Source organism: Paractinoplanes ferrugineus, from assembly GCF_016862195.1.
Taxonomy (GTDB): domain Bacteria; phylum Actinomycetota; class Actinomycetes; order Mycobacteriales; family Micromonosporaceae; genus Actinoplanes; species Actinoplanes ferrugineus.
This window is the reverse complement of record NZ_BOMM01000029.1, coordinates 1-18,678: the sequence shown is the minus strand read 5'-3', so window position 1 is coordinate 18,678 and position 18,678 is coordinate 1. Positions and strand designations below refer to the sequence as shown.

Here is an 18,678-nt window from a genome sequence, read left to right as displayed (position 1 = left end):
AGATTCCGAGCTGGCTCCGAGGTTCCGACGAAGATCCTCCCAGGCCGCCCCAGCACAGTGTCCGGCATGCCAGCGCGCTTCAACCCGCGACGCCCGACGGTGGCGGTCAACGCCGCTCTCGGCGTCGCCCTCGTCGCCGGCGCCTTCTGGGCGTACGAGACCCTGTCCGGACCGGACACCACGACGGCCGCCGACGCCTCGGTCCGCTCGGTCCGGGTCCAGCGGGGCACGGTCACCAAGACCGTGTCCGCCAACGGGACCGTTCAGAGCGCCGCCACGGCCAGCGCCAGCTTCGTGACCGGCGGGACGATCACCACGATCGACGTACGGGTCGGGTCGGTGGTGAAGAAGGGCCAGGTGCTCGCGAAGGTCGACCCGGCCGCCGCCCGGCGCACCCTGGCCGCCGCGCAGGCCGACCGGGACGCCGCCGGCGACGCGCTCGAGCGGGCCGAGGCCGCCGGGTCGGACACCTCCAGCGCCGAGAACGAGGTCGAGCAGGCCAAGCTCGCGGTCACCGACGCCGAGGCCGGGGTCGCCGGCACCACGCTCACCGCCCCGATGGCCGGCACCGTCACCGCCGTCAACGGCACGATCGGCAGCTCCTCGGCCGGCACCGGATCGTCGTCGTCCGCCGGCGGCTCCGGGGCGAGCGGGGCCGGCCAGAGTGGGGCCGGCCAGGGCGGTACCGGCCAGAGCGGGGCCGGCCAGAGCGGAAGCAGCGGCGGCTCGTCGTCGGGTTCCGGCTCGTCGTCGGGCTTCGTGGAGATCGCCGATCTGACCCGGATGCAGATCAGTGCCGCCTTCGCCGAGGCCGACGCGACCAAGCTCAAGGAGAAGCAGGTCGCCACCGTCACCTGGAACGCGCTGTCCGGCACCACCGAGACCGCGAAGGTGACCGCGATCGACCCGTCCGCGACCACCAGCAACAGCGTGGTCACCTACGGCGTGACCCTCGCCCTGGACAAGGTGCCGGCCGGCGCCCGGGTCGGCCAGACCGTCTCGGTCTCGGTCACCACCGGCTCGGTCGAGAACGCCACCTACCTCAACCCGGCGGCGATCACCACGGTCGGCACCCGGCACAGCGTCACGGTGCTCACCAACGGCACCTCGGAGATGCGCCCGGTCGAGATCGGCCTGGCCGGCGACGAGGCCACCCAGATCACCTCGGGGGTCGAGGCCGGCGAGACCGTCGTGCTCAAGACGACCACCACCTCGACCACCGGCAACACCGGCGGCTTCCCGGGCGGCGGCCTCCCCGGCGGCGGCGCCGGCAACTTCGGCGGGGGCGGCAACCGCGGCGGCGGGACCGGTGGCCGATGAACCGGCCCGTCATCGAGGTCCGCGACCTGCGCAAGATCTACGGCGAGGGCGAGGCGACCGTGCACGCGCTGGCCGGGGTGTCGCTCGTGGTGGAGCGCGGCGACTACGTGGCCATCATGGGCTCGTCCGGCTCCGGGAAGTCGACCCTGATGAACATCCTCGGCGCGCTCGACGTGCCCACCCACGGCACCTACCACCTGGACGGGGTGGACGTCAGCAAGCTCGCCGACCGGCAGTTGGCGCTGGCCCGGAACCGGCTCATCGGGTTCATCTTCCAGGCGTTCAACCTGATCCCGCGTACGTCGGCCCTGGCGAACGTGGAGCTTCCCCTCGCGTACGCCGGAGTGAAACCGCGCGAACGCCGCCGCCGGGCCCTCGCCGCCCTGGGGGTGGTCGGCCTCGCCGACCGCGCCAGGCACGAGCCCAACCAGCTCTCCGGTGGTCAGCAGCAGCGCGTCGCGGTGGCCCGGGCCCTGGTCACCGAGCCGGCCCTGCTGCTCGCCGACGAGCCCACCGGTAACCTCGACAGCCGCTCCACCTCCGACGTGCTCGACGTCTTCGACGAGCTCAGCGCGGCCGGCCGCACCATCGTGATCATCACGCACGAGGACGAGGTCGGCGCCCGCGCCAAACGGTTGATCCGGCTGGTCGACGGCCGGGTCGTCGAGGACCTCCGGCAGTCGCCGATCGACCAGCGCCCGGTGGGTGCCTTCGCGGGACGGCACGCCGGATGAACTTCTGGGAAGTGGTGCGCTTCGCGCTGCGCGGACTGTCGGCCAACAAGCTGCGCTCCGCACTGACCATGCTCGGCATCCTGATCGGGGTCGCCTCGGTGATCCTGCTGGTCGCGGTCGGCAACGGCTCGGCCAAGGCGGTCAGCGACCGGATCGAGGCGCTCGGCACCAACACCATCACGGTGCTGAGCGCCGGCCGCGGTGGCTCCTCGAACACGTCGCTCACCGTCGAGATCGCCGACGCGCTCCAGGACCAGACCCTGGCGCCCGACGTCAAGACGGTGTCGCCGGTGGTCAGCTCGTCGGCGACGATCACCTACGAGGGCACCGACCATCAGGTCAACTCGTTCGTCGGCACCACCACCGACTGGTTCAAGGCGTCCAACACGCCGGTCGGTGCGGGCGCCGCGTTCAGCGCCGACGACGTGGCGCAGGGCCGCCGGGTGGTGGTGATCGGCCGCACCGTGGCCGAGGAGCTGTTCCCCGGCGTCGACCCGATCGACAAGCAGGTCACCGTCAGCGGCGCGCTGTTCACCGTGATCGGGGTGCTGGCCGAGAAGAGCTCCACCGGCATCCAGGACGCCAACGACACCGCGGTGGCGCCGCTCAACGCCGTACGCCAGGTGCTCTCCGGGTACGGCGCGCTCAGCTCGATCCTGGTCGAGGCGAAGAACCCGGACAAGGTCGACCAGGTGCAGTCCGAGGTGGCCACGATCCTGGACCAGCGGATGACCGCCGTCTCGGCGACCAGCAACCGCTCGAGCACCACGCCGTACCGGATCCAGAACGCGTCGCAGCTGCTGCAGACGCAGACCGAGACCGCCGACACGTTCACCACGCTGCTCGGCGCCGTCGCCGCGATCAGCCTGCTCGTCGGCGGCATCGGCATCACCAACATCATGCTGGTGACCGTCACCGAGCGGACCCGGGAGATCGGCATCCGCAAGGCGCTCGGCGCACCCAGGCGGGTGATCCTCACCCAGTTCCTGATCGAGGCCACCCTGCTGAGCGTGATCGGCGGCGCCCTCGGTGTCGCGGCCGCGCTGATCGGCAGCAACTTCGAGATCGTCGGTGTCCGGCCGGTGATCGTGCCCAGCTCGGTGGGGCTCGCCCTGGGCGTGTCCATCGCCATCGGACTGTTCTTCGGCGGCCTGCCCGCGGGCCGCGCCGCCCGGCTGCGCCCCATCGACGCGCTGCGCTACGAGTGAGGACCGCTGTGACCCCGCTGAACAACGACGACACGGCAATCATCGACACCGTCCCGGCCGGGGCCCACGACGAGGACCCCCGCGAGGACGGGCTCGCCCAGGAACTCGCCCGGGCGGCGCCGCGGAAGTGGTGGAACAAGGCGACCGTGGTGCTCGCCGCGGCCGTGCTGCTGGTCGGCGGGTTCGCCGGCGGCCTGCAGGCGCAGAAGCAGTGGGGCACCGGCTCCGCGACCGCCGCCGGCCGCGGTGGCACGGGCGGCTTCCCGGGCGGCGGCACGGGCGCGGGCCGCTACGGCGGCGGGACCGGCGCCGGCCGCTACGGCTTCCCGGGCGCCGCGCCGGGCGGGACCGGCCAGCAGGGCCAGCAGGGTGGGGCTGACGGCGGGGCGAGTTCCGCGGCCGCCGCCACCACCGGAACGGTGAAGCTGGTCAACGGGACGACGATCTACGTGCAGACGCCGGACGGTGACGTGGTCACGGTCCGGACCGACGGCAAGACCAGCGTGTCGACCGCGAGCAAGGGCAAGGTGAGCGACGTCAAGGCCGGTCAGTCCGTCACGGTGCAGGGCACGACGGCCGCCGACGGTACGGTCACGGCCGGCTCAGTGGTGGCCACGGCCAAGTAGCGTCCCGCAGTCACCGGGCGGGGCCGGCGCTGCTTACACCGGGAAACCGGCACTCCGTCGACCGTCAGGCGCAGTTTCGATTCGCGGACGCCGACGGGAATCGGTGGTACTCCATGCGTTGCGGGTAGCCGAGCACGGTGCTGGTCATGGACGCCGACACCAACCTCGAGCCGGTCGAAGGCGTGGTTGACGGCCCCGGCTTTCTTGTCGGGGTTGTGGCCCGGGTAGGGCAGCACGTAGGCGCCCGCCGCCGCGGCGACGTCGCCGGTGTCGGCGCGCGGGCGGGCGACCTGGGGCGGCGCGGTGTTTCGGGGCGTGCTGGAGGCCGGCGGGCAGGCGACTCCCTGATCGGTTGATGGGCATGCGTCACTCCGTGTTGAAAGGGACCGCCGAGTGGATCCGTCTTCCACTCGGACCGCCGACGGGTGCCGGGACTCGTGGCGAAGCCCACGAATTCATTCCCTATGTGACAAGGTCGATATGTTGTCAGGTGCGAAGGCATTGATGGTTGTCCTCCGGGTTCCTACGCTGAAGCCAGCTGAGACCTAGGGGGTGAGGCGTGCAGGCCGACGCGACCGTCATCCGAGGTCGTGGCGAGCTTCTCGCCGCCGTCGACATCCGCCTCGCCACCGGCGGCGGGGTCGCGCTGCACGGGCCGGCCGGGATCGGCAAGACGGCCGTCCTCGACGCGGTCGCCGCGACCGCGAGCGCGCGGGGCGAACTGGTGCTGCGGTTGCGGCCGGTTCGCACGGAGCGTTCCCTGCCGTACGCCGCGATCGCCGACCTCGTGTCGCAGTTGCCGGAGGAGGCCGCCGCCGCCCTGCCCCCCGCGCAGCGTGCCGCCCTGCACGCCCTGCGACAGGGGCTGCCGCCCCGGGGCGGGACGGCGGCGCTGGTCCGCCGCCTCGTCCTGCCGTTGCTGCTCGCCCACTGCGCCCGTCGCCGCTCGGTGCTGCTCGTCGTGGACGACGCCCAATGGCTCGACGCCGAGAGTGCCGAGATGATCGGGTTCGCCATGCGCCGCCGCCCCGGCCCCAAGGTGCGGGTGCTCGCCGCCCAGCGCCGGCCCGACCCGGCCGGCAAGCGCCGCGCCGCCCGGCTGTGTCCCGCGCCGGTGCTGGAACTGGCCGTGCCGCCCCTCGCCGCCGACGACCTGACCGCCCTGCTCGAGGCGCGGGGCCTGCCGTGCCGCATCGCCAGCCGGATGCACGAGGCCAGCGCCGGCAATCCGTTCCTCGCCCTCGCGCTCGGCGGCGCGGTCGCCCCCGGTCCGGCGTGGCGGCCGGCCGGCGTGCCGGAGGCCGCTCGGGAGCTGCTTCGCGACCGGCTGCACGCGCTGCCCGCCGAGGTGACCACGACGCTGCTGGTGGCGGCGCTCGCCACCGAGCCGACCACCACCGTGCTGCGGCGGGCCGGCCGCGACGACGCCTCCCGCGACCTGCGGCTGGCCACCGCCGCGGGCATCGTCGAGCTGGCCGGCGAGGCGATCCGGTTCACCCCGCCGCTGCTCGCCCAGATCCTCGCCGAGGAGTCCGGCGCGGCCGACCGGTCGGCCGCGCACACCGCCCTGGCCGCGGGTGCGGTCGAGCCGCTGGAGGCGTTGCGGCACGAGGCGTTGCGCACCGCCCGCCCGGACGCCGCCGTGGCCCGCTCGTTGGCCGCCGCGGCCGGCCGCTGCGCCGAGCGGGGCGCCGGCCGCACCGCCGCCGAGCTCTATCTGCTGGCCGCCGACCGCTGCCCGCACACCCTGGCCGCGCATCGGCTGGACTGGCTGGTCGTGGCCGCCCGCACCGCGCTCACCGGCGGTGCGTCGGCGCTCGCCGGGCGGGCCGCCGAGGCGGTCATCGCGGCCGACGCGCCGGCCGGGCACCGGGTCCGGGCCCGGCTCGTGCTGCTCGACCTGGCCGGGCAGGGCATCGCCGAGATGGGGGAGATGTTCGCCGCCGCACTCGCCGAGGCCGGTGACGACCCGGCCCTGATCGCCCCGATCCGGTTGCGGCTCACCTGGGCCGCGTTCGTCACCGGCGACCCCGACCGGGCCACCGCCGAGGCCGGCCGCAGCGTCGACGCCGCCCGGCGGGCCGGCGACCCGACCACCGAGGCGATGGCGCTCAGCCTCATCGCCCAGGTGCAGCGGCTGCGCGGCGAGCCCCGCTGGGCCGAGACGCTGCGGCAGGCCCTCGAGTTGCCGGCCACCCCCGCACCGGACTGGCTGCACTACGGCCCGCGTTACATGGCGGCCCGCTTCGCGATGATGGACGACCGGCTCGAGGAGGCCCGCGAGGGGCTGCTCAAGCTGCTGGTGGTGGCCGAGCACGACCGGATCGGTGAGGCCCGCGTCGAGGTGTTGCGCAGCCTGTCCGAGGTCGCCACCCGGGCCGGGCGCTGCCGCGACGCCCTGCAGTACGCCCATCGGGCGGTCGAGGCCGCCCAGCACGCCGGTCTGAGCCCCGGCCCGACCTGGTACACGGCCGCGGTCGCCGAGCTGGCCGGCGGGAGCCTCGCCGCCGCGGCCGGGTTCGCCCGCCGCGGGGTGCGCGCCTCCGAGCAGGAGGGCGACAGCCTCTTCCTGCGCCGTAACCTGCACGCCCTGGGCCAGGCCGAGCTGCGGGCCGGGGACACCCGGGCCGGGGTGGCGGCGCTGCGCCGGCTGCGCGACCTGGAGGCCGAGTCCGGCGGTGCCGACCCGATGATAGTGCGGTGGCACGGTGATCTGGCCGGTGGGCTGGCCGCGCTGGGTGAGCACGCCGAGGCGGCGGCGACCCTCGCCGAGGCGCGGGCGGCCGCGCAGCGGCTCGGCAACACCCCGGCCACCCTCGGCTACCTCGACCGGGCCACCGCCGTGGTGCTCTCGGAAAGCGGTCAGGCCGACTCGGCAGTGGTGCTCTCGGCCGCCGCCGCCCAGCACTTCGAGCAGTTGCACCAGCCGATCGAGCAGGCCCACTCGCTGCTCGTGCAGGGCGGGGCCGAGCGCCGCCGCCGTCGGTACGCGGCCGCCCGGATGGCGATCAGCGCCGCCCTGGCGATCTTCCTGGCCAGCGACGCGAAGCCGTGGGCCGAGCAGACCGAGCGGGCCCTGGCCCGGACCGAGGGCAACTCCGCGCCCGGCACCCCGCCGCTCGAGCTCGGTCTGACCTCCACCGAGCTGCGCATCGCCGGCCTGGTCCGGGACGGCGCCAGCAACCGGGAGATCGCCACCCAGCTCTACCTGAGCGTGAAGACCGTCGAGGCCACTCTGACCCGGGTCTACCGCAAGCTCGGGGTGCGCTCGCGCACCCAGCTGCTGTCACGTCTGCAGTCGATGGAAGTGCCTGAGATCACCACCTCGGTCTGACCAGGACATTGTCTACGCAGGGTGATCCGGGCGACAGGAAATCGGTGGTCGCCGTCACTTTTGGAGCCAGAGTTTTACCAGGTGGATTTGGGGTTGTTGCGATCGGAGAGGATCGTGACAGGAGCAAGAGAAAAAACTACGATCCGTAGAAGGAGACCCGCCACCATGCAGCTCTCCAGGAGACTCCGCGACGCTCGTGTTTCCCTGGCCAACCGCCGGACCATGCGCGTCTCCCACCGCCGGCTCGCCGATGAGCTGGCAGCGTTCCGCACCGTCGCGGAGCGGGCCGAGCTCGACCAGCTCCTGAGCCGCCACAGCAGCGAGGAGACCCGGGAGATCCGGGCCATCCTCTACCGCCAGGACGTGGAACGTCAGCAGTCCGTCCGCCGGCAGACCGCCGGCCTGGGCGGTTACCTCGGCTGATTGTCCCGCTCGTCGGGTGACGAGCTGACCGAACCGACCCGGACGCTGCCCGCGTGGGCTTTCGCGTCCGGGTCTTTGCGTGACTTGAGCAGGCTCGCCACCGTGGTGACGACCAGGACGACCAGGATGACGCCGAGCGAGAGGCCGATGCTGACCTCGGGCACCGACGCGCTGACGTCCTTGTGGAGCCAGTGCAGGACCAGCTTGACGCCGATGAACGCGAGGATCAGCGACAGGCCGGTCGACAGATAGACCAGGCGGTCGAGCAGGCCCTTGACGAGGAAGAACAGCGCGCGCAGGCCGAGCAGGGCGAAGGCGTTGGCGACGAAGACGATGTAGGCCTCGTCGGTCACGCCGAAGACGGCCGGGATCGAGTCGAGCGCGAACAGGATGTCGGAGCCGCCGATGGCGATCAGCACCAGGAACAGTGGGGTGAACACCCGCTTGCCGTCGATGCGGACCGTCATCTTGCCGTCGGAGTACTTGTCGGTCAGCGGCAGGAACCGGCGGCCGGCCCGGACCACCGGGTTGTCGTCGATGCTCGGATCCTCGTCACGATGCCGGAACAGCTGGATCGCGGTGTAGATCAGAAGCAGGCCGAACAGCAGGAACGTGAACGAGAAGTGATTGAGCAGGGTGGCGCCGACGGCGATGAAGACGACCCGCAGCACCAGCGCGATGATGATCCCGAAGGTCAGGACCTCCTGCTGGTATTTCTCCGGGACCGCGAAGGTCGACATGATGATCACGAAGACGAACAGGTTGTCGACCGAGAGGCTCTTCTCGACGATGTACCCGGCGAAGTACTGGGCTCCGAAGTCCCAGTTCGCCACCATGCCGAAGACGACACCGAAGGCGACCGCTACCGCGATGTAGAACGCGGACCACAGGGCCGCCTCCCGGAAGCCGACGGCATGGGGCCGCAGGACGCCGAGAGTCAGGTCGAGGGCGAGCAGGGCGACGATGACTCCGATGGTCAGCGTCCAGCCGAGCGCGGTGACCTCAAGCATCAGTTAGGAACCTCCGGGCTTGATCAAGCGGGGTGATTCCCTGGAATTGTCCCCGGTTCCCCTGGGAAGTACCTGATAGATCGCCTAACCCACCTGGAAAGAGCGCTTCGCGAGGCCCATCCAGAAACCGTCGATCGGCTGCTGCGGAGCCCGCTCCGGATCGTCGGAAGCGCCCAGGGTGAGGAACATCGGGGCGAAGTGTTCGATCGTCGGGTGCGCCCACGGCATGCCGGGGGCGCGCTCCCGGAAATCGGCCAGTTCGTCGACGGCGCCGCGGGCCAGGGTCTCGGCGGCCCAGGCGTCGAACTCGCGGGACCAGCCGGGGGCGGCCGCCTCGGGCCGCCAGTCGCGCAGGAACGGCAGGCCGTGCGTGGTGAACCCGGACCCGACGATCAGCACCCCCTCGTCACGCAGCGGGGCCAGCCGGCGGCCGAGCTCGAGGAGCCGGTCGGGTTCGAGGGTCGGCAGCGACATCTGCAGGACCGGGATGTCGGCGTCGGGGTACATCACGGTCAGCGGGACGTACGCGCCGTGATCGAGCCCGCGGTTCGTGCGGGTCACGTGCTCACTGTCCGGCATCAGCTTCTCGACCCGCTCGGCCAGTTCCGGCGCGCCGGGTGCGGCATATCGGGTCTCGTAGAAACGGCGCTCGAAACCGCCGAAGTCGTAGACGAGGGGCACGGTCTCGGTGGCACCGAGCATCAGTGGCGCCGACTCCCAGTGCGCGGAGGCCATCAGGATCGCCTTCGGACGCGGCAGTCCGGCGGTCAGCTGCCGGAGCTGGGCGACCCAGCGTTCGTCGTCGACCAGGGGTGGGGCGCCGTGGCTCAGGAACAGGGCGGGCATGCGGCTCACGAGGACACCTCCGTTGAAGCTTCAACTAATTAGGGCAAGCCTACGCCGGTTTACTTGCGCCGTCAAATAACCGTCAGTCGACATTACTCTGTGTAGACTTCGGCGATCATCAATACTGTCCGTTATCAGTCGATTGCTGCCCAGTTCGGGCATCAACGTCGATCGACTTGATCGACAGCGGGTAACCCGTCCGTGCGTTAAATCCGCTTTACAATCATCGAAATAAATGTTACGAGATGCAGGTCAGAAGCGTTTACCGGAATGCGTTTCCGATCCGGCCACTCCGGACTCCAACTTGCTCCGCATAGGACGTTGCATCTTGCACGTCACGCTGGCATGCTACGCGATGTTGCGCAGGGGGGCGCTCAACGTAACCAATAGCAACCGCCGATGGAAATTACCGTCGGTAGTTGTGTCCTGGAGTAACGCACCACTAAGGAGGGCCCGCAGTGGCGTCGTCGCCGCAGCTACCCCTCGCCGATGATCTGTTCCTGACCGCGCACGACACGGTCAAGGGAAAGTCCCTGCTGACGCCGGCCACACTTGGTCTCGGGCTCGCAGCGGCGCTGATCGGCGAGCTCGTTTTCTGGCGGCGGCTGGATCTGGTCGACGGGAAACTCGCGTTGATCGATGATCGACCGACCGGCGATCCGGCCACCACCGCGGTGCTGGACCAGCTGTTGCGCGAAGGGCATCACCGCGCGGTGCGGGACTGGATCTCGTTCCTCGCCACCGGCATCGCCACCGACCTGGTGGAGCGCCGGCTCTCCCGGGCCGGCCTGCTGCTTCGCCAGGAGAAGCGCGGCCTGCTCGGATCCAAGGTGTCGTTCGTCCCGGCCGACTCGATGGTCGCCGGCTGGCCCGCCACCCGCATCCGCACCTTCATCGGGCGCGGTGAGCTGCTCGACGTCCCCGACCTGGTCCTCGGCGGCCTGATCATGGCCACCGGTCTCGACCAGCACGTCTTCCTCACCCTCGACGCCCGCGGCCGCTCGGCGTTGTTCGACCAGTTCCGGCGCCGGCTCCCGGCCATGCTGCAGGACCTCGTCGCGCACTGCGAGGCCGCGGTGGGCGACGCCGTCATGGCCCGGCGCGCCTGAACTCCCCCTCCACCACACCACACCCCCTCACCCCCTCCTGGAGACACGCGTGTCCGCCACCACCTCCCCACCGCAGAGCCAGCTGTCCAACGCACTGGCCCGTGACCGCCTCGGCGTCGCTGCGGTGGTCTTCTTCGTCATGTCCGCGGCCGCGCCGCTGACCGTGGTCGCGGGCGTCGTGCCCACCGGCCTCGCGGTCACCGGTCTGACCGGCATCTCCATCGCCTTCGTCGCGATGGCAGTCGTTCTCGCGCTCTTCGCCGTCGGCTACGTCGCCATGTCGCGCCACATCGCCAACGCCGGCGCTTTCTACGCATACATCTCGCAGGGCATCGGCCGCCCGGTCGGCGTCGGTGCGTCCTGGCTGGCTCTGCTCGCCTACAACTGCTTCCAGATCGCCGCGTACGGCGGTTTCGGCGCGATCGCGCAGCCGCTGTTCGCCGACTGGTTCGGCGTCGACATCCAGTGGTGGATCCTCGCCCTGGTCTGCTGGGCGATCACCGCCGTGCTCGGGGTGCGCGACGTCGCGGTCAACGGCAAGGTGCTGGCCACCCTGCTGGTCGCCGAGATCATCCTGGTCGTGGTGTTCAGCTTCTCCGATCTGTTCTCGCCGAACTTCCACGCCTCGTCCGCCCCGGTCGACCCGGGCAGCCTCGTCGGTGCCGGCTCGGGTGCGCTGCTGGCCATGGCGATCACCGGCTTCGTCGGCTTCGAGCAGTCGGTGGTCTTCTCCGAGGAGTCGCGCGACCCGCGCCGTACGGTCTCGCGGGCCACCTACATCTCGATCGCCCTGATCGCCCTGCTCTACGGTTTCGCCGCCTGGGCGATGATCTCGACCGCCGGGGACAACGTGGTCGAGCGGGCCGGCAAGGAGGGCCCCGACCTGTTCTTCAACGTCGCCGCCGACCAGCTCGGCTCCACGGCCGTGCACCTCGGCCACGCGCTGTTCCTGACCTCGCTGATCGCCGCGATGATCTCGTTCCACAACATCATCTCGCGCTACACCTTCTCGCTCGGCCGCGAGGGCGTGCTCCCGCGCGCGTTCGGCAAGACCGTGCCGGGCACCGGCGCGCCCAAGAACGGCTCGCTCGCCCAGTCGGCCCTCGGCCTCTTCATGATCGTGCTCTACGCGATCATGGGCTGGGACCCGCTGGTCCAGATGTTCTTCTGGGGCGGTTCGGCCGGCGGCATCGGCGTCCTGCTGCTGATCACCGTCGCCTCGATCGCGGTCATCGGCTACTTCGCCCGCCGTCCGGAGGGCGAGGACTTCTGGCACCGCATCGGCGCCCCGGTCATCGGCACCATCCTGCTGCTGGTCATGAGCTACCTGGCGCTGTCCAACATCGCCACCCTGTTCGGTGTCGAGCCGGGCAGCACGCCCACCTGGGTCGTGCCGCTGGCCTACGGCGTGATCACCCTCGCCGGTGTCCTCTGGGCACTCGTGCTGCGCAGCAGCCGGCCCGACGTCTACTCCGGCATCGGCCTCGGTGCCCGCAGCGCGACCGCGGGCAGCGGCGGCGGCGGGTTCGCGGCAGCGCTCGCCGGCGACAACAACGTCTGACCCAGCACTGAGCCAACCCCGGCGCTCCGGCGGCCGGGTCGAAGGAGAAACCCAGCGTGACCGACTACCCCGAGATCCGGCCCGCGCGCGAGGACGAACTCGCCGACATCGGACACCTCATCAGCCAGTCCTTCTTCCACCTCGGCGCCTGTGCATATCTGGTGCCGCCGGAAGAGGATCGCCTGAAGGTACACACCGACTACTTCGGCCTGCTCACCGAGCACGCGAACGCCTACGGCCGGGTCGACGTGATCGACGACCCGTCGGGCAACGGCATCGCCGCCACCGCCGTCTGGTTCGACTACACGCGCGAGGCTCCCGACCCGGAGAACTACGAGGAGCGGCTCGCCGCCCTCGCGGGTCCGTACCTCGACCGGTTCCAGGCGCTCGACGAGCTCTTCGCCGCGCACCACCCGCACGACCCGCACTGGCACCTCGCGTTCCTCGCGGTCCACCCCGACCACCAGGACCACGGTCTGGGCGGCAAGCTGATGAAGCACACGCACGACGAGCTCGACGCGGCCGGCGTTCCGCAGTACCTCGAGGCGACCAACGAGAACAACGTGCGTCTCTACCGTCGCAGCGGTTACGTCGACATGGACCCGTTCGAGATGCCGCTTCCGGACGGCACCAACTTCTTCCGGATGTGGCGCAAGGGCTGATCCCGGTCCGGATGGGCATCGAAGGCGCGGCCGCTGTCCGGCCGCGCCTTCACCAGCTGAACTCCGGCCCCCGGGCACTGCCGGCGGGCAGCAGCGGCCGGGCGGTGTAACGCCAGGTCTCCGCCACCACGTAGGGCCCGCCGCGCGGCGGTTCCAGGTCGGCCGGTCCGCAGCTGTGCTTCAGGGCGAAATCGGTGAACATCAAACCCTTGCAGGTGTACGGGCCGGCCACCACCTCGTCGCTGCGCGCGTCCCGCACCGTCAGCGACACGTCGAGCTGCACGCCGGGGGGCGCCTCGGCCTGGCCCAGCACCCGTACCGCCGAGCCCGTCGAGTGGCACGGCCGGGCCAGCACCGGATGGCCCAGGCTCCAGCCGTACTCGTCGCCGCACCGCCACGGTCCGAACTCGACCTGCGTGCCGCCCCCGACCGTGCCGCCCCCGACCGCCCCGCCGCCCACCGCGCCGCCCCCCACCGCGCCGCCGCCCACTGGGTCGGCCGGCTCACCCGTCGGCGCCGTGGCGCCGTCCGTGGCGCCGGCGCCGTCCCCGCCCGCCGCGCCGGAGCCGGCCGCGCCGCCGCCGGTCGGCGCCGGTGGGGTGCCGGCCACCGCCCGGGGATCGATCTCGCCGGCCGCGGGCCGGCCGGATCGGCGGACCCGCTCGCGGTGACGGCGGGCGTGCCCGGGGCGAGCAGCGGCAGCCCGGTGGTCGCCGAGGCGTCCCGGTCGTCGAGCAGCCTCCAGGTGTTGAAGCCGCCCAGGCCGGCGAGCACCACCACGGCCGCCACGAGTGTCGCCAGCAGGCCGTGCCGCTGGTACATCCACGACCGGGGGCCGTTGTGCCGCGGGCGGCGGCGGGCCGGCGGCCGCACCGACGGATGGGGCGGGCCGACCGGGGCGGTCATCTCGCGCCTCGACTCACCGCCCGCGGTGACCGACGTCAGCGCCGGCACGCCCGACATCTGCCGGGCCAGCTCGCGCAACGCGACGCCCAGTTCGCCGGCGGTGGGGCGCTGCGCCGGTTCCTTGTCCATGCACCACTCGACGAGCGACCACACCTCGCCCGGCATGCCGGGCGGGGCCACCGGCGACTCCTCCAGGTGCCGGCGGAGCACGGCGAGCGGCTCGCCGGAGTACGGCGGGCGGCCGGTCACCAGCTCGAACAGCGCGACGCCCACCGAGTAGACGTCGGACGCCGGTTCGGCCTCGCCCTGGATCGCCTCGGGCGCCATGTAGTGCGGGGTGCCGACGATCGCGTGCGGGGTGGTCAGGCCGGCCGCGTCGAGCACCCGGGCGATGCCGAAGTCGGTGAGCCGCACCGCGTGCCGGCCGTCCTCGGCGACCTCGAGGAGGATGTTGTCCGGTTTGACGTCGCGGTGCACCACGCCCATCTCGTGCGCCTGGGTCAGGGCCGCCGCGACCTGGGCGAGCACGCCCGCCGCCTCCGCCGGCGGCAGCGTTCCGGCACTCTGCAACCGGGCACGCAGGCTTCCGCCGCTGACATAGTCCATCACCAGGGCGAGCGAGCCGCCGACCGAGAACAGGTCGCGGACGCCGACGATGTTCTCGTGGCGCATCATCATCAGGATGGTGCGCTCCTGCACGAACCGGATGACCAGTTTCGGCTGCCGCAGCAGGCCTTCGTGGAGCAGTTTCACCGCCACGTACTCGCCGGTGGCCCGATCGATGCCGCGCCAGACGGTGCCGGTGGCGCCATGGCCGACCGGGCAGACGAGGACGTACGAGCTGCCGACGCAGCGGCCGCTCAGGTCAGCGGTGGCGGCGGCATCGCCACCCGCCGAGAGGGATGACTGCACGTATCGCCGTCCTTCCGAGGTCGGGGTGTGACGATCGTCCGTATCGATCCCGGTTGGAGCAACTTGCGGCGCCCGTTCTCCCATGCACCGTGAGTCGATGACGGCGCCCGTATCCGCGGCTCCGGCTGACTCGTTTCGTCTCGCGGTTCGCGGCGCACGACGACGGAGCGGGCCGAGGACTCGGCCCGCTCCGGATCTGACGGGGGTGACCCGCGCCGCCTAGGAGATGAAGAACGACTTCTGGACGCTGCGGACGTTGCCGAGCTTGTCGGTCGCCTTCAGGGTCCAGGTGACCGGGCCCTTCTTCATGCTCGTCGTGTCGACGTTGAGGGTATAGGGGCCGTTCGTCGCGGTGGCGAGGCTCGCGCCGGTGGCGTCGAGCAGCTCCACCGAGGCGGTGCCGGCCAGGTCGGTGACGCTCAGCCGGATCTGGGCCGGGCCGATCAGCTTGTTCGTCGAGACGACCGCCACGATCGGGCCGGTGTAGTCCGCGACGATCGTCTTGAGGACCTGCGAGACGTTGCCGGCGGTGTCGGTCACCCGGATGGCGATCGGCACCGGTCCGCTCAGGCCGGTGGTGTCCCAGTCGATCGACCACGGCGCCGAGGTGATCTGCGTGACCGTCTTGCCCTTGATCTGCAGCTCCATCAGGGCGGTGTCGTCGGCCGGGTCGCTGAGCGCGATCGGGACGACGCCGTTGACGTAGTTCGGCAGCGTCCAGAGCGCGGACGGCGCCAGGTTGTCGACCCGGAACGTCTCGGTCGACGTGCTGGCGTTGCCGGCGAAGTCGGTGGCGGTGACGGTCGCGGTCACGTCGCCGGTGGTGCCGTTGCTGACCCACGACACGGCGTACGGCGCGACGTTGGCGGCCAGGTTGACCTTGCGGCCGCTGGGCAGCGCGAGCGTGATGCTGACGCCCCTGATGCCGGTGTTGTCGCTGATGTCGGGGGCGATCGTGACGACGCCGCGGGCCGGCGGGGCCGGGCTGATCGCCACGTCGGCGATGACCGGCGCGGTGTTGTCGAACACCAGCGTCTGGTCGAGGGTGCTGGTGTTGCCCAGCTTGTCGGTGGACCGCAGGGTGAACACGGTGCTGCCGTTGAAGTCACTGGTGTCGACCGGGATCACGTACGGCGACACGGCGTCCTCGCCGAGCACGGTGCCGTCCGGGCCGACGACCTCGACCGAGACGACGCCGGCCGGGTCGGCGGCGCCCGCCTTGACCTGGATCGTGCCGCGCATGGCGGTCTTGGCCGAGCCGATCGGTCCGGCCCAGGTCAGCTTCGGGCCGGTGTTGTCGATGCCGAGGGTCTTGGTGCTGGCGGCGGTGTTGCCGGCGGTGTCGGTCACGACGATCTTGAGGGTGACCGTGCCGGTGTACCCGGTGGTGTCCCACGGCACCGTCCAGGGCGCCGACGTGGTCGAGCCGATCAGGTCGTTCTTGAGGTAGACGTCCATCTTGGCGGTGTCGGCGGACGGGTTGTCGAGGGTCACCGGCGTGGTCGCGGCGACCAGCGACGGCAGGGTGACGGTCGCCGACGGCGGGGTGTTGTCGACGAGCACCGTGGTGCTGGCGACGGTGGTGTTGCCGAGCGTGTCGGTGGCGGTCACCACGATCTTGGCACTGCCGGTCTGACCGGCACTGTTCCACGTCATCGCGTACGGCGCGACGGACGACGAGAAGTTGGCCGCCCGGCCGTTGGGGCCGGTTACGGTCATCTTGACGACCTTGATGTCGGCGAACGCGTCGATGGTCGGCGTGATCAGGATCGCGCCGACGGCGGGCGAGGCCGGGCTGACGTCGATCGCCGAGATGGTCAACGGGTGAGTCTCGAGATCGCCGGGCGCGGCGGCCGAGACGGTCCTCGTGGCGGCGAGGGCCGGAACAGGGGCGGCGGACAGGCCGAACGAGGCGGCGGCGAGGACCACTGCGGCGGCTGCGGGGAATCGGGACTTCACAGCGGGGAGAATCGGCCGCCGTACCCGGCGATCAAGATCTTTTAGAAGTTGAACCGAGGACCGTAGGGTGGAGTACATGAGCGAGCACGTGACCAACTGGGCCGGCAACATCGTCTTCGGAGCGAAGGAGTTGCATCGCCCCACCAGCGTCGATCAGATCCAGGAGCTGGTTGCCGCCGGCGGACCCCTGCGGGTGCTGGGCAGTGGCCACTCGTTCAACCGGATGGCCGACACCGAGGGCGGCCTGATCAGCCTGGGCGGCCTGCCCCGCACGGTGGAGGTCGCGGCCGACCGCCGGTCGGTGCGTATCGACGGCGGCATCAAGTACGGCGAGCTGGCCGTCGCCCTCGACGAGGCGGGCCTGGCCGTGCCGAACATGGCCTCGCTGCCGCACATCTCGGTCGCCGGGGCGGTCCAGACCGCCACGCACGGCTCCGGCATCCGCAACGCCAACCTGGCCGCCTCGGTCTCCGGCCTGGAGCTGATCGACGGCACCGGCCGCCGGGTCGTGCTCACCCGGGCCGACGCCGACCTGCTCGGCGCGGTCGTCGGGCTGGGCGCCCCGGGCATCGTCACCGCCCTGACCCTCGACGTCGTGCCGGCCTTCGAACTGCGGCAGTACGTGTACGACGACGTGCCGCGCGCCTCGATCGAGAGTTCCCTGCCGAAGATGCTCGCCGACGGCTACAGCGTGAGCCTGTTCACCGACTGGACCGGCCTCGACGCCAACATGGCCTGGCTCAAGCGGGCGTCGGAGCTTACCGGGGACTGGTACGGCGCCCGCCGTGCCGACGGTCCGCGCCACCCCGTGCCCGGCATGCCGCCGGCCAACAGCACCGACCAGTCCGGCGAGCCCGGCGCGTGGCACACCCGGCTGCCGCATTTCCGGATGGAGTTCACCCCGAGCGCGGGCGAGGAGCTCCAGTCGGAGTGGCACGTCCCCGCCGCCGACGCCCTGGCCGCGATCGACGCGGTCGCGTCGGTGCGCGAGCGGATCACGCCGGTGCTGCAGGTCTGCGAGATCCGCGGGATCGCGGCCGACGAGCTGTGGCTGAGCCCCAACTACCACCGGGAGTCGGTGGCGCTGCACTTCACCTGGATCGCCGACACCGACGCGGTGCTGCCGGTGGTCGCGCAGGTGGAGGAGCGGCTGGCGCATCTGCACCCGCGCCCGCACTGGGGCAAGGTGTTCACGACGGCGCCGGCGACACTGGCCGCGGAGTACGAGAAGTTCGGCGACTTCAAGGAGCTGGTGAGCCGTTACGACCCGGCCGGCACCTTCCGGAACCCCTGGCTCGACATGATCCTGGGCCGGTGAGTCCGGACCGGGGTTCGCGGACCGATTGATCAGCGCGGATAAAAAAATCCTTAAGCGTTGATCCGATCCTGGGAGCGCTCCCGTATTGCCAGCCGTAGCGAGTTGGTCAGGCATACGAGAAGGCGCAGGAACCAATGTACAGCTCCCGGTCGAAGAAGCCCCAGAGTAACGCGCGCCGCTGGCAGATCGGCGCCGTGGCCGGCGTCGCGGTTGCCATCGTCGGTGTCGGTCTAGGCGTCGCCTCCGCCGACGCGGCCGTCCCGACGGTCAACTGTCCCGCCCTGCGCGTCAACGTGGCCGTGCCGGCCCAGGCGCAGAACGAGGTGGCCAGCAACCTCCAGCTGCTCAACACCCAGATCAACGAGGCCAACGCGCGGCTGAAGTCCTCGGTCGGCCAGGGCGGCGCCAACTTCATCCAGAACGCGATCCTCGGCCCGCTGGCCGACAAGCGGTTCGCCACCATCAACCGGATCGAGACCGCGATCGGCCGCAACGCGGCCAAGCCGGACCTCAACGCCGAGGGCCTCAAGACCTGCACCCTGAACCAGGGCGGGGGCGCCTCCGCCGCGCAGCCGACCCAGGTCGCCGGCAACGGCGGGGGAGCCGCCGCCGGCAACAACGGCAACGGCGCGGCGAACGCGGTCGGCAACATCAGCTGCCCGCAGGTGAACGTCAACGTGGCCGTCCCGCAGTCGGCCGCCGCCGAGGTGCAGCGCAACCTGGCGCTGCTCAACACCCAGATCACCGAGG

Annotated in this window: 16 protein-coding genes and 1 pseudogene; 12 read left to right on the top strand and 5 right to left on the bottom strand. The window is 71.4% G+C overall.

Features of this window, described 5'->3' with window-relative positions:
- Positions 1-66 precede the first annotated feature (66 nt).
- From Afe05nite_RS16300 to Afe05nite_RS16270, 7 genes are all read left to right on the top strand, one after another.
- The gene (locus Afe05nite_RS16300; RefSeq protein WP_203817957.1) at positions 67-1,320 is read left to right on the top strand and encodes an efflux RND transporter periplasmic adaptor subunit; all 1,254 of its coding nucleotides are present in this window, start codon (positions 67-69) and stop codon (positions 1,318-1,320) included.
- Positions 1,317-2,054, top strand: coding sequence for an ABC transporter ATP-binding protein (locus tag Afe05nite_RS16295; protein WP_203817956.1), 738 nt, complete (start codon positions 1,317-1,319; stop codon positions 2,052-2,054). The genes Afe05nite_RS16300 and Afe05nite_RS16295 overlap by 4 nt, the downstream gene beginning before the upstream one ends.
- Positions 2,051-3,262, top strand: coding sequence for an ABC transporter permease (locus Afe05nite_RS16290; RefSeq protein WP_203817955.1), 1,212 nt, complete (start codon positions 2,051-2,053; stop codon positions 3,260-3,262). Before Afe05nite_RS16295 ends, Afe05nite_RS16290 begins: the two co-directional genes overlap by 4 nt.
- An 8-nt stretch (positions 3,263-3,270) precedes the next feature.
- Positions 3,271-3,888 carry a hypothetical protein gene (locus Afe05nite_RS16285; RefSeq protein WP_203817954.1) on the top strand — a complete coding sequence of 206 codons (618 nt, stop codon included), beginning with the start codon at positions 3,271-3,273 and terminating at the stop codon, positions 3,886-3,888.
- Positions 3,889-4,034: 146 nt separating this feature from the next.
- Complete coding sequence (locus Afe05nite_RS16280; RefSeq protein WP_203817953.1) at positions 4,035-4,244, top strand: hypothetical protein; 210 nt, start codon at positions 4,035-4,037, stop codon at positions 4,242-4,244.
- A 203-nt stretch (positions 4,245-4,447) separates the two neighbouring features.
- Positions 4,448-7,222: an AAA family ATPase gene (locus Afe05nite_RS44560; protein WP_203817952.1), complete on the top strand. Its 2,775-nt coding sequence runs from the start codon at positions 4,448-4,450 to the stop codon at positions 7,220-7,222.
- 165 nt (positions 7,223-7,387) lie between these two features.
- The gene (locus Afe05nite_RS16270) at positions 7,388-7,645 is read left to right on the top strand and encodes a hypothetical protein (RefSeq protein WP_203817951.1); all 258 of its coding nucleotides are present in this window, start codon (positions 7,388-7,390) and stop codon (positions 7,643-7,645) included.
- Here Afe05nite_RS16270 and Afe05nite_RS16265 read toward each other — a convergent pair.
- Both Afe05nite_RS16265 and Afe05nite_RS16260 read right to left on the bottom strand, forming a co-directional pair.
- Positions 7,633-8,655, bottom strand: coding sequence for a TerC/Alx family metal homeostasis membrane protein (locus Afe05nite_RS16265; protein WP_203817950.1), 1,023 nt, complete (start codon positions 8,653-8,655; stop codon positions 7,633-7,635). The genes Afe05nite_RS16270 and Afe05nite_RS16265 overlap by 13 nt on opposite strands.
- Positions 8,656-8,739: 84 nt before the next feature.
- Positions 8,740-9,501, bottom strand: coding sequence for a dioxygenase family protein (locus tag Afe05nite_RS16260; RefSeq protein WP_203818142.1), 762 nt, complete (start codon positions 9,499-9,501; stop codon positions 8,740-8,742).
- A gap of 458 nt (positions 9,502-9,959) precedes the next feature.
- Here Afe05nite_RS16260 and Afe05nite_RS16255 point away from each other — a divergent pair, with 458 nt between their 5' ends.
- From Afe05nite_RS16255 to Afe05nite_RS16245, 3 genes are read left to right on the top strand one after another with little or no spacing between them, the layout of a single operon-like run.
- Positions 9,960-10,610 carry a GOLPH3/VPS74 family protein gene (locus tag Afe05nite_RS16255; protein WP_203817949.1) on the top strand — a complete coding sequence of 217 codons (651 nt, stop codon included), beginning with the start codon at positions 9,960-9,962 and terminating at the stop codon, positions 10,608-10,610.
- Positions 10,611-10,659: 49 nt separating this feature from the next.
- Positions 10,660-12,171, top strand: a complete 1,512-nt coding sequence (locus Afe05nite_RS16250) for an APC family permease (RefSeq protein WP_239117870.1) — start codon at positions 10,660-10,662, stop codon at positions 12,169-12,171.
- Between the two features lie 56 nt (positions 12,172-12,227).
- Positions 12,228-12,833, top strand: coding sequence for a GNAT family N-acetyltransferase (locus tag Afe05nite_RS16245; protein ID WP_203817948.1), 606 nt, complete (start codon positions 12,228-12,230; stop codon positions 12,831-12,833).
- A gap of 49 nt (positions 12,834-12,882) precedes the next feature.
- Here the strand turns inward: Afe05nite_RS16245 and Afe05nite_RS16240 are convergent, their stop codons facing one another.
- The 3 genes from Afe05nite_RS16240 to Afe05nite_RS16230 all read right to left on the bottom strand — a co-directional run bounded on the left by Afe05nite_RS16240 (position 12,883) and on the right by Afe05nite_RS16230 (position 16,610).
- Positions 12,883-13,116: a hypothetical protein gene (locus tag Afe05nite_RS16240; RefSeq protein ID WP_203817947.1), complete on the bottom strand. Its 234-nt coding sequence runs from the start codon at positions 13,114-13,116 to the stop codon at positions 12,883-12,885.
- Complete coding sequence (locus Afe05nite_RS16235) at positions 13,095-14,651, bottom strand: serine/threonine-protein kinase (protein ID WP_203817946.1); 1,557 nt, start codon at positions 14,649-14,651, stop codon at positions 13,095-13,097. The genes Afe05nite_RS16240 and Afe05nite_RS16235 overlap by 22 nt, the downstream gene beginning before the upstream one ends.
- 219 nt (positions 14,652-14,870) lie before the next feature.
- On the bottom strand, positions 14,871-16,610 hold the full coding sequence (locus Afe05nite_RS16230; protein WP_203817945.1) for a hypothetical protein: 1,740 nt from the start codon (positions 16,608-16,610) through the stop codon (positions 14,871-14,873).
- Positions 16,611-16,686: 76 nt separating this feature from the next.
- Between Afe05nite_RS16230 and Afe05nite_RS16225 the strand changes: the two genes are divergently transcribed.
- The gene (locus Afe05nite_RS16225; protein ID WP_203817944.1) at positions 16,687-17,928 is read left to right on the top strand and encodes an FAD-binding protein; all 1,242 of its coding nucleotides are present in this window, start codon (positions 16,687-16,689) and stop codon (positions 17,926-17,928) included.
- Positions 17,929-18,062: 134 nt separating this feature from the next.
- Positions 18,063-18,678 (top strand): annotated as a pseudogene (locus Afe05nite_RS16220) (hypothetical protein); the annotation flags it as partial.

Excerpts from the sequence above, each read along its gene's own strand:
- Afe05nite_RS16300 (WP_203817957.1), top strand. The coding sequence starts at position 67 with ATGCCAGCGCGCTTCAACCCGCGACGCCCGACGGTGGCGGTCAACGCC.
- Afe05nite_RS16295 (WP_203817956.1), top strand. The coding sequence starts at position 1,317 with ATGAACCGGCCCGTCATCGAGGTCCGCGACCTGCGCAAGATCTACGGC.
- Afe05nite_RS16290 (WP_203817955.1), top strand. The coding sequence starts at position 2,051 with ATGAACTTCTGGGAAGTGGTGCGCTTCGCGCTGCGCGGACTGTCGGCC.
- Afe05nite_RS16280 (WP_203817953.1), top strand. The coding sequence starts at position 4,035 with ATGGACGCCGACACCAACCTCGAGCCGGTCGAAGGCGTGGTTGACGGC.
- Afe05nite_RS16270 (WP_203817951.1), top strand. The coding sequence starts at position 7,388 with ATGCAGCTCTCCAGGAGACTCCGCGACGCTCGTGTTTCCCTGGCCAAC.
- Afe05nite_RS16265 (WP_203817950.1), bottom strand. The coding sequence starts at position 8,655 with ATGCTTGAGGTCACCGCGCTCGGCTGGACGCTGACCATCGGAGTCATC.
- Afe05nite_RS16260 (WP_203818142.1), bottom strand. The coding sequence starts at position 9,501 with ATGCCCGCCCTGTTCCTGAGCCACGGCGCCCCACCCCTGGTCGACGAC.
- Afe05nite_RS16225 (WP_203817944.1), top strand. The coding sequence starts at position 16,687 with ATGAGCGAGCACGTGACCAACTGGGCCGGCAACATCGTCTTCGGAGCG.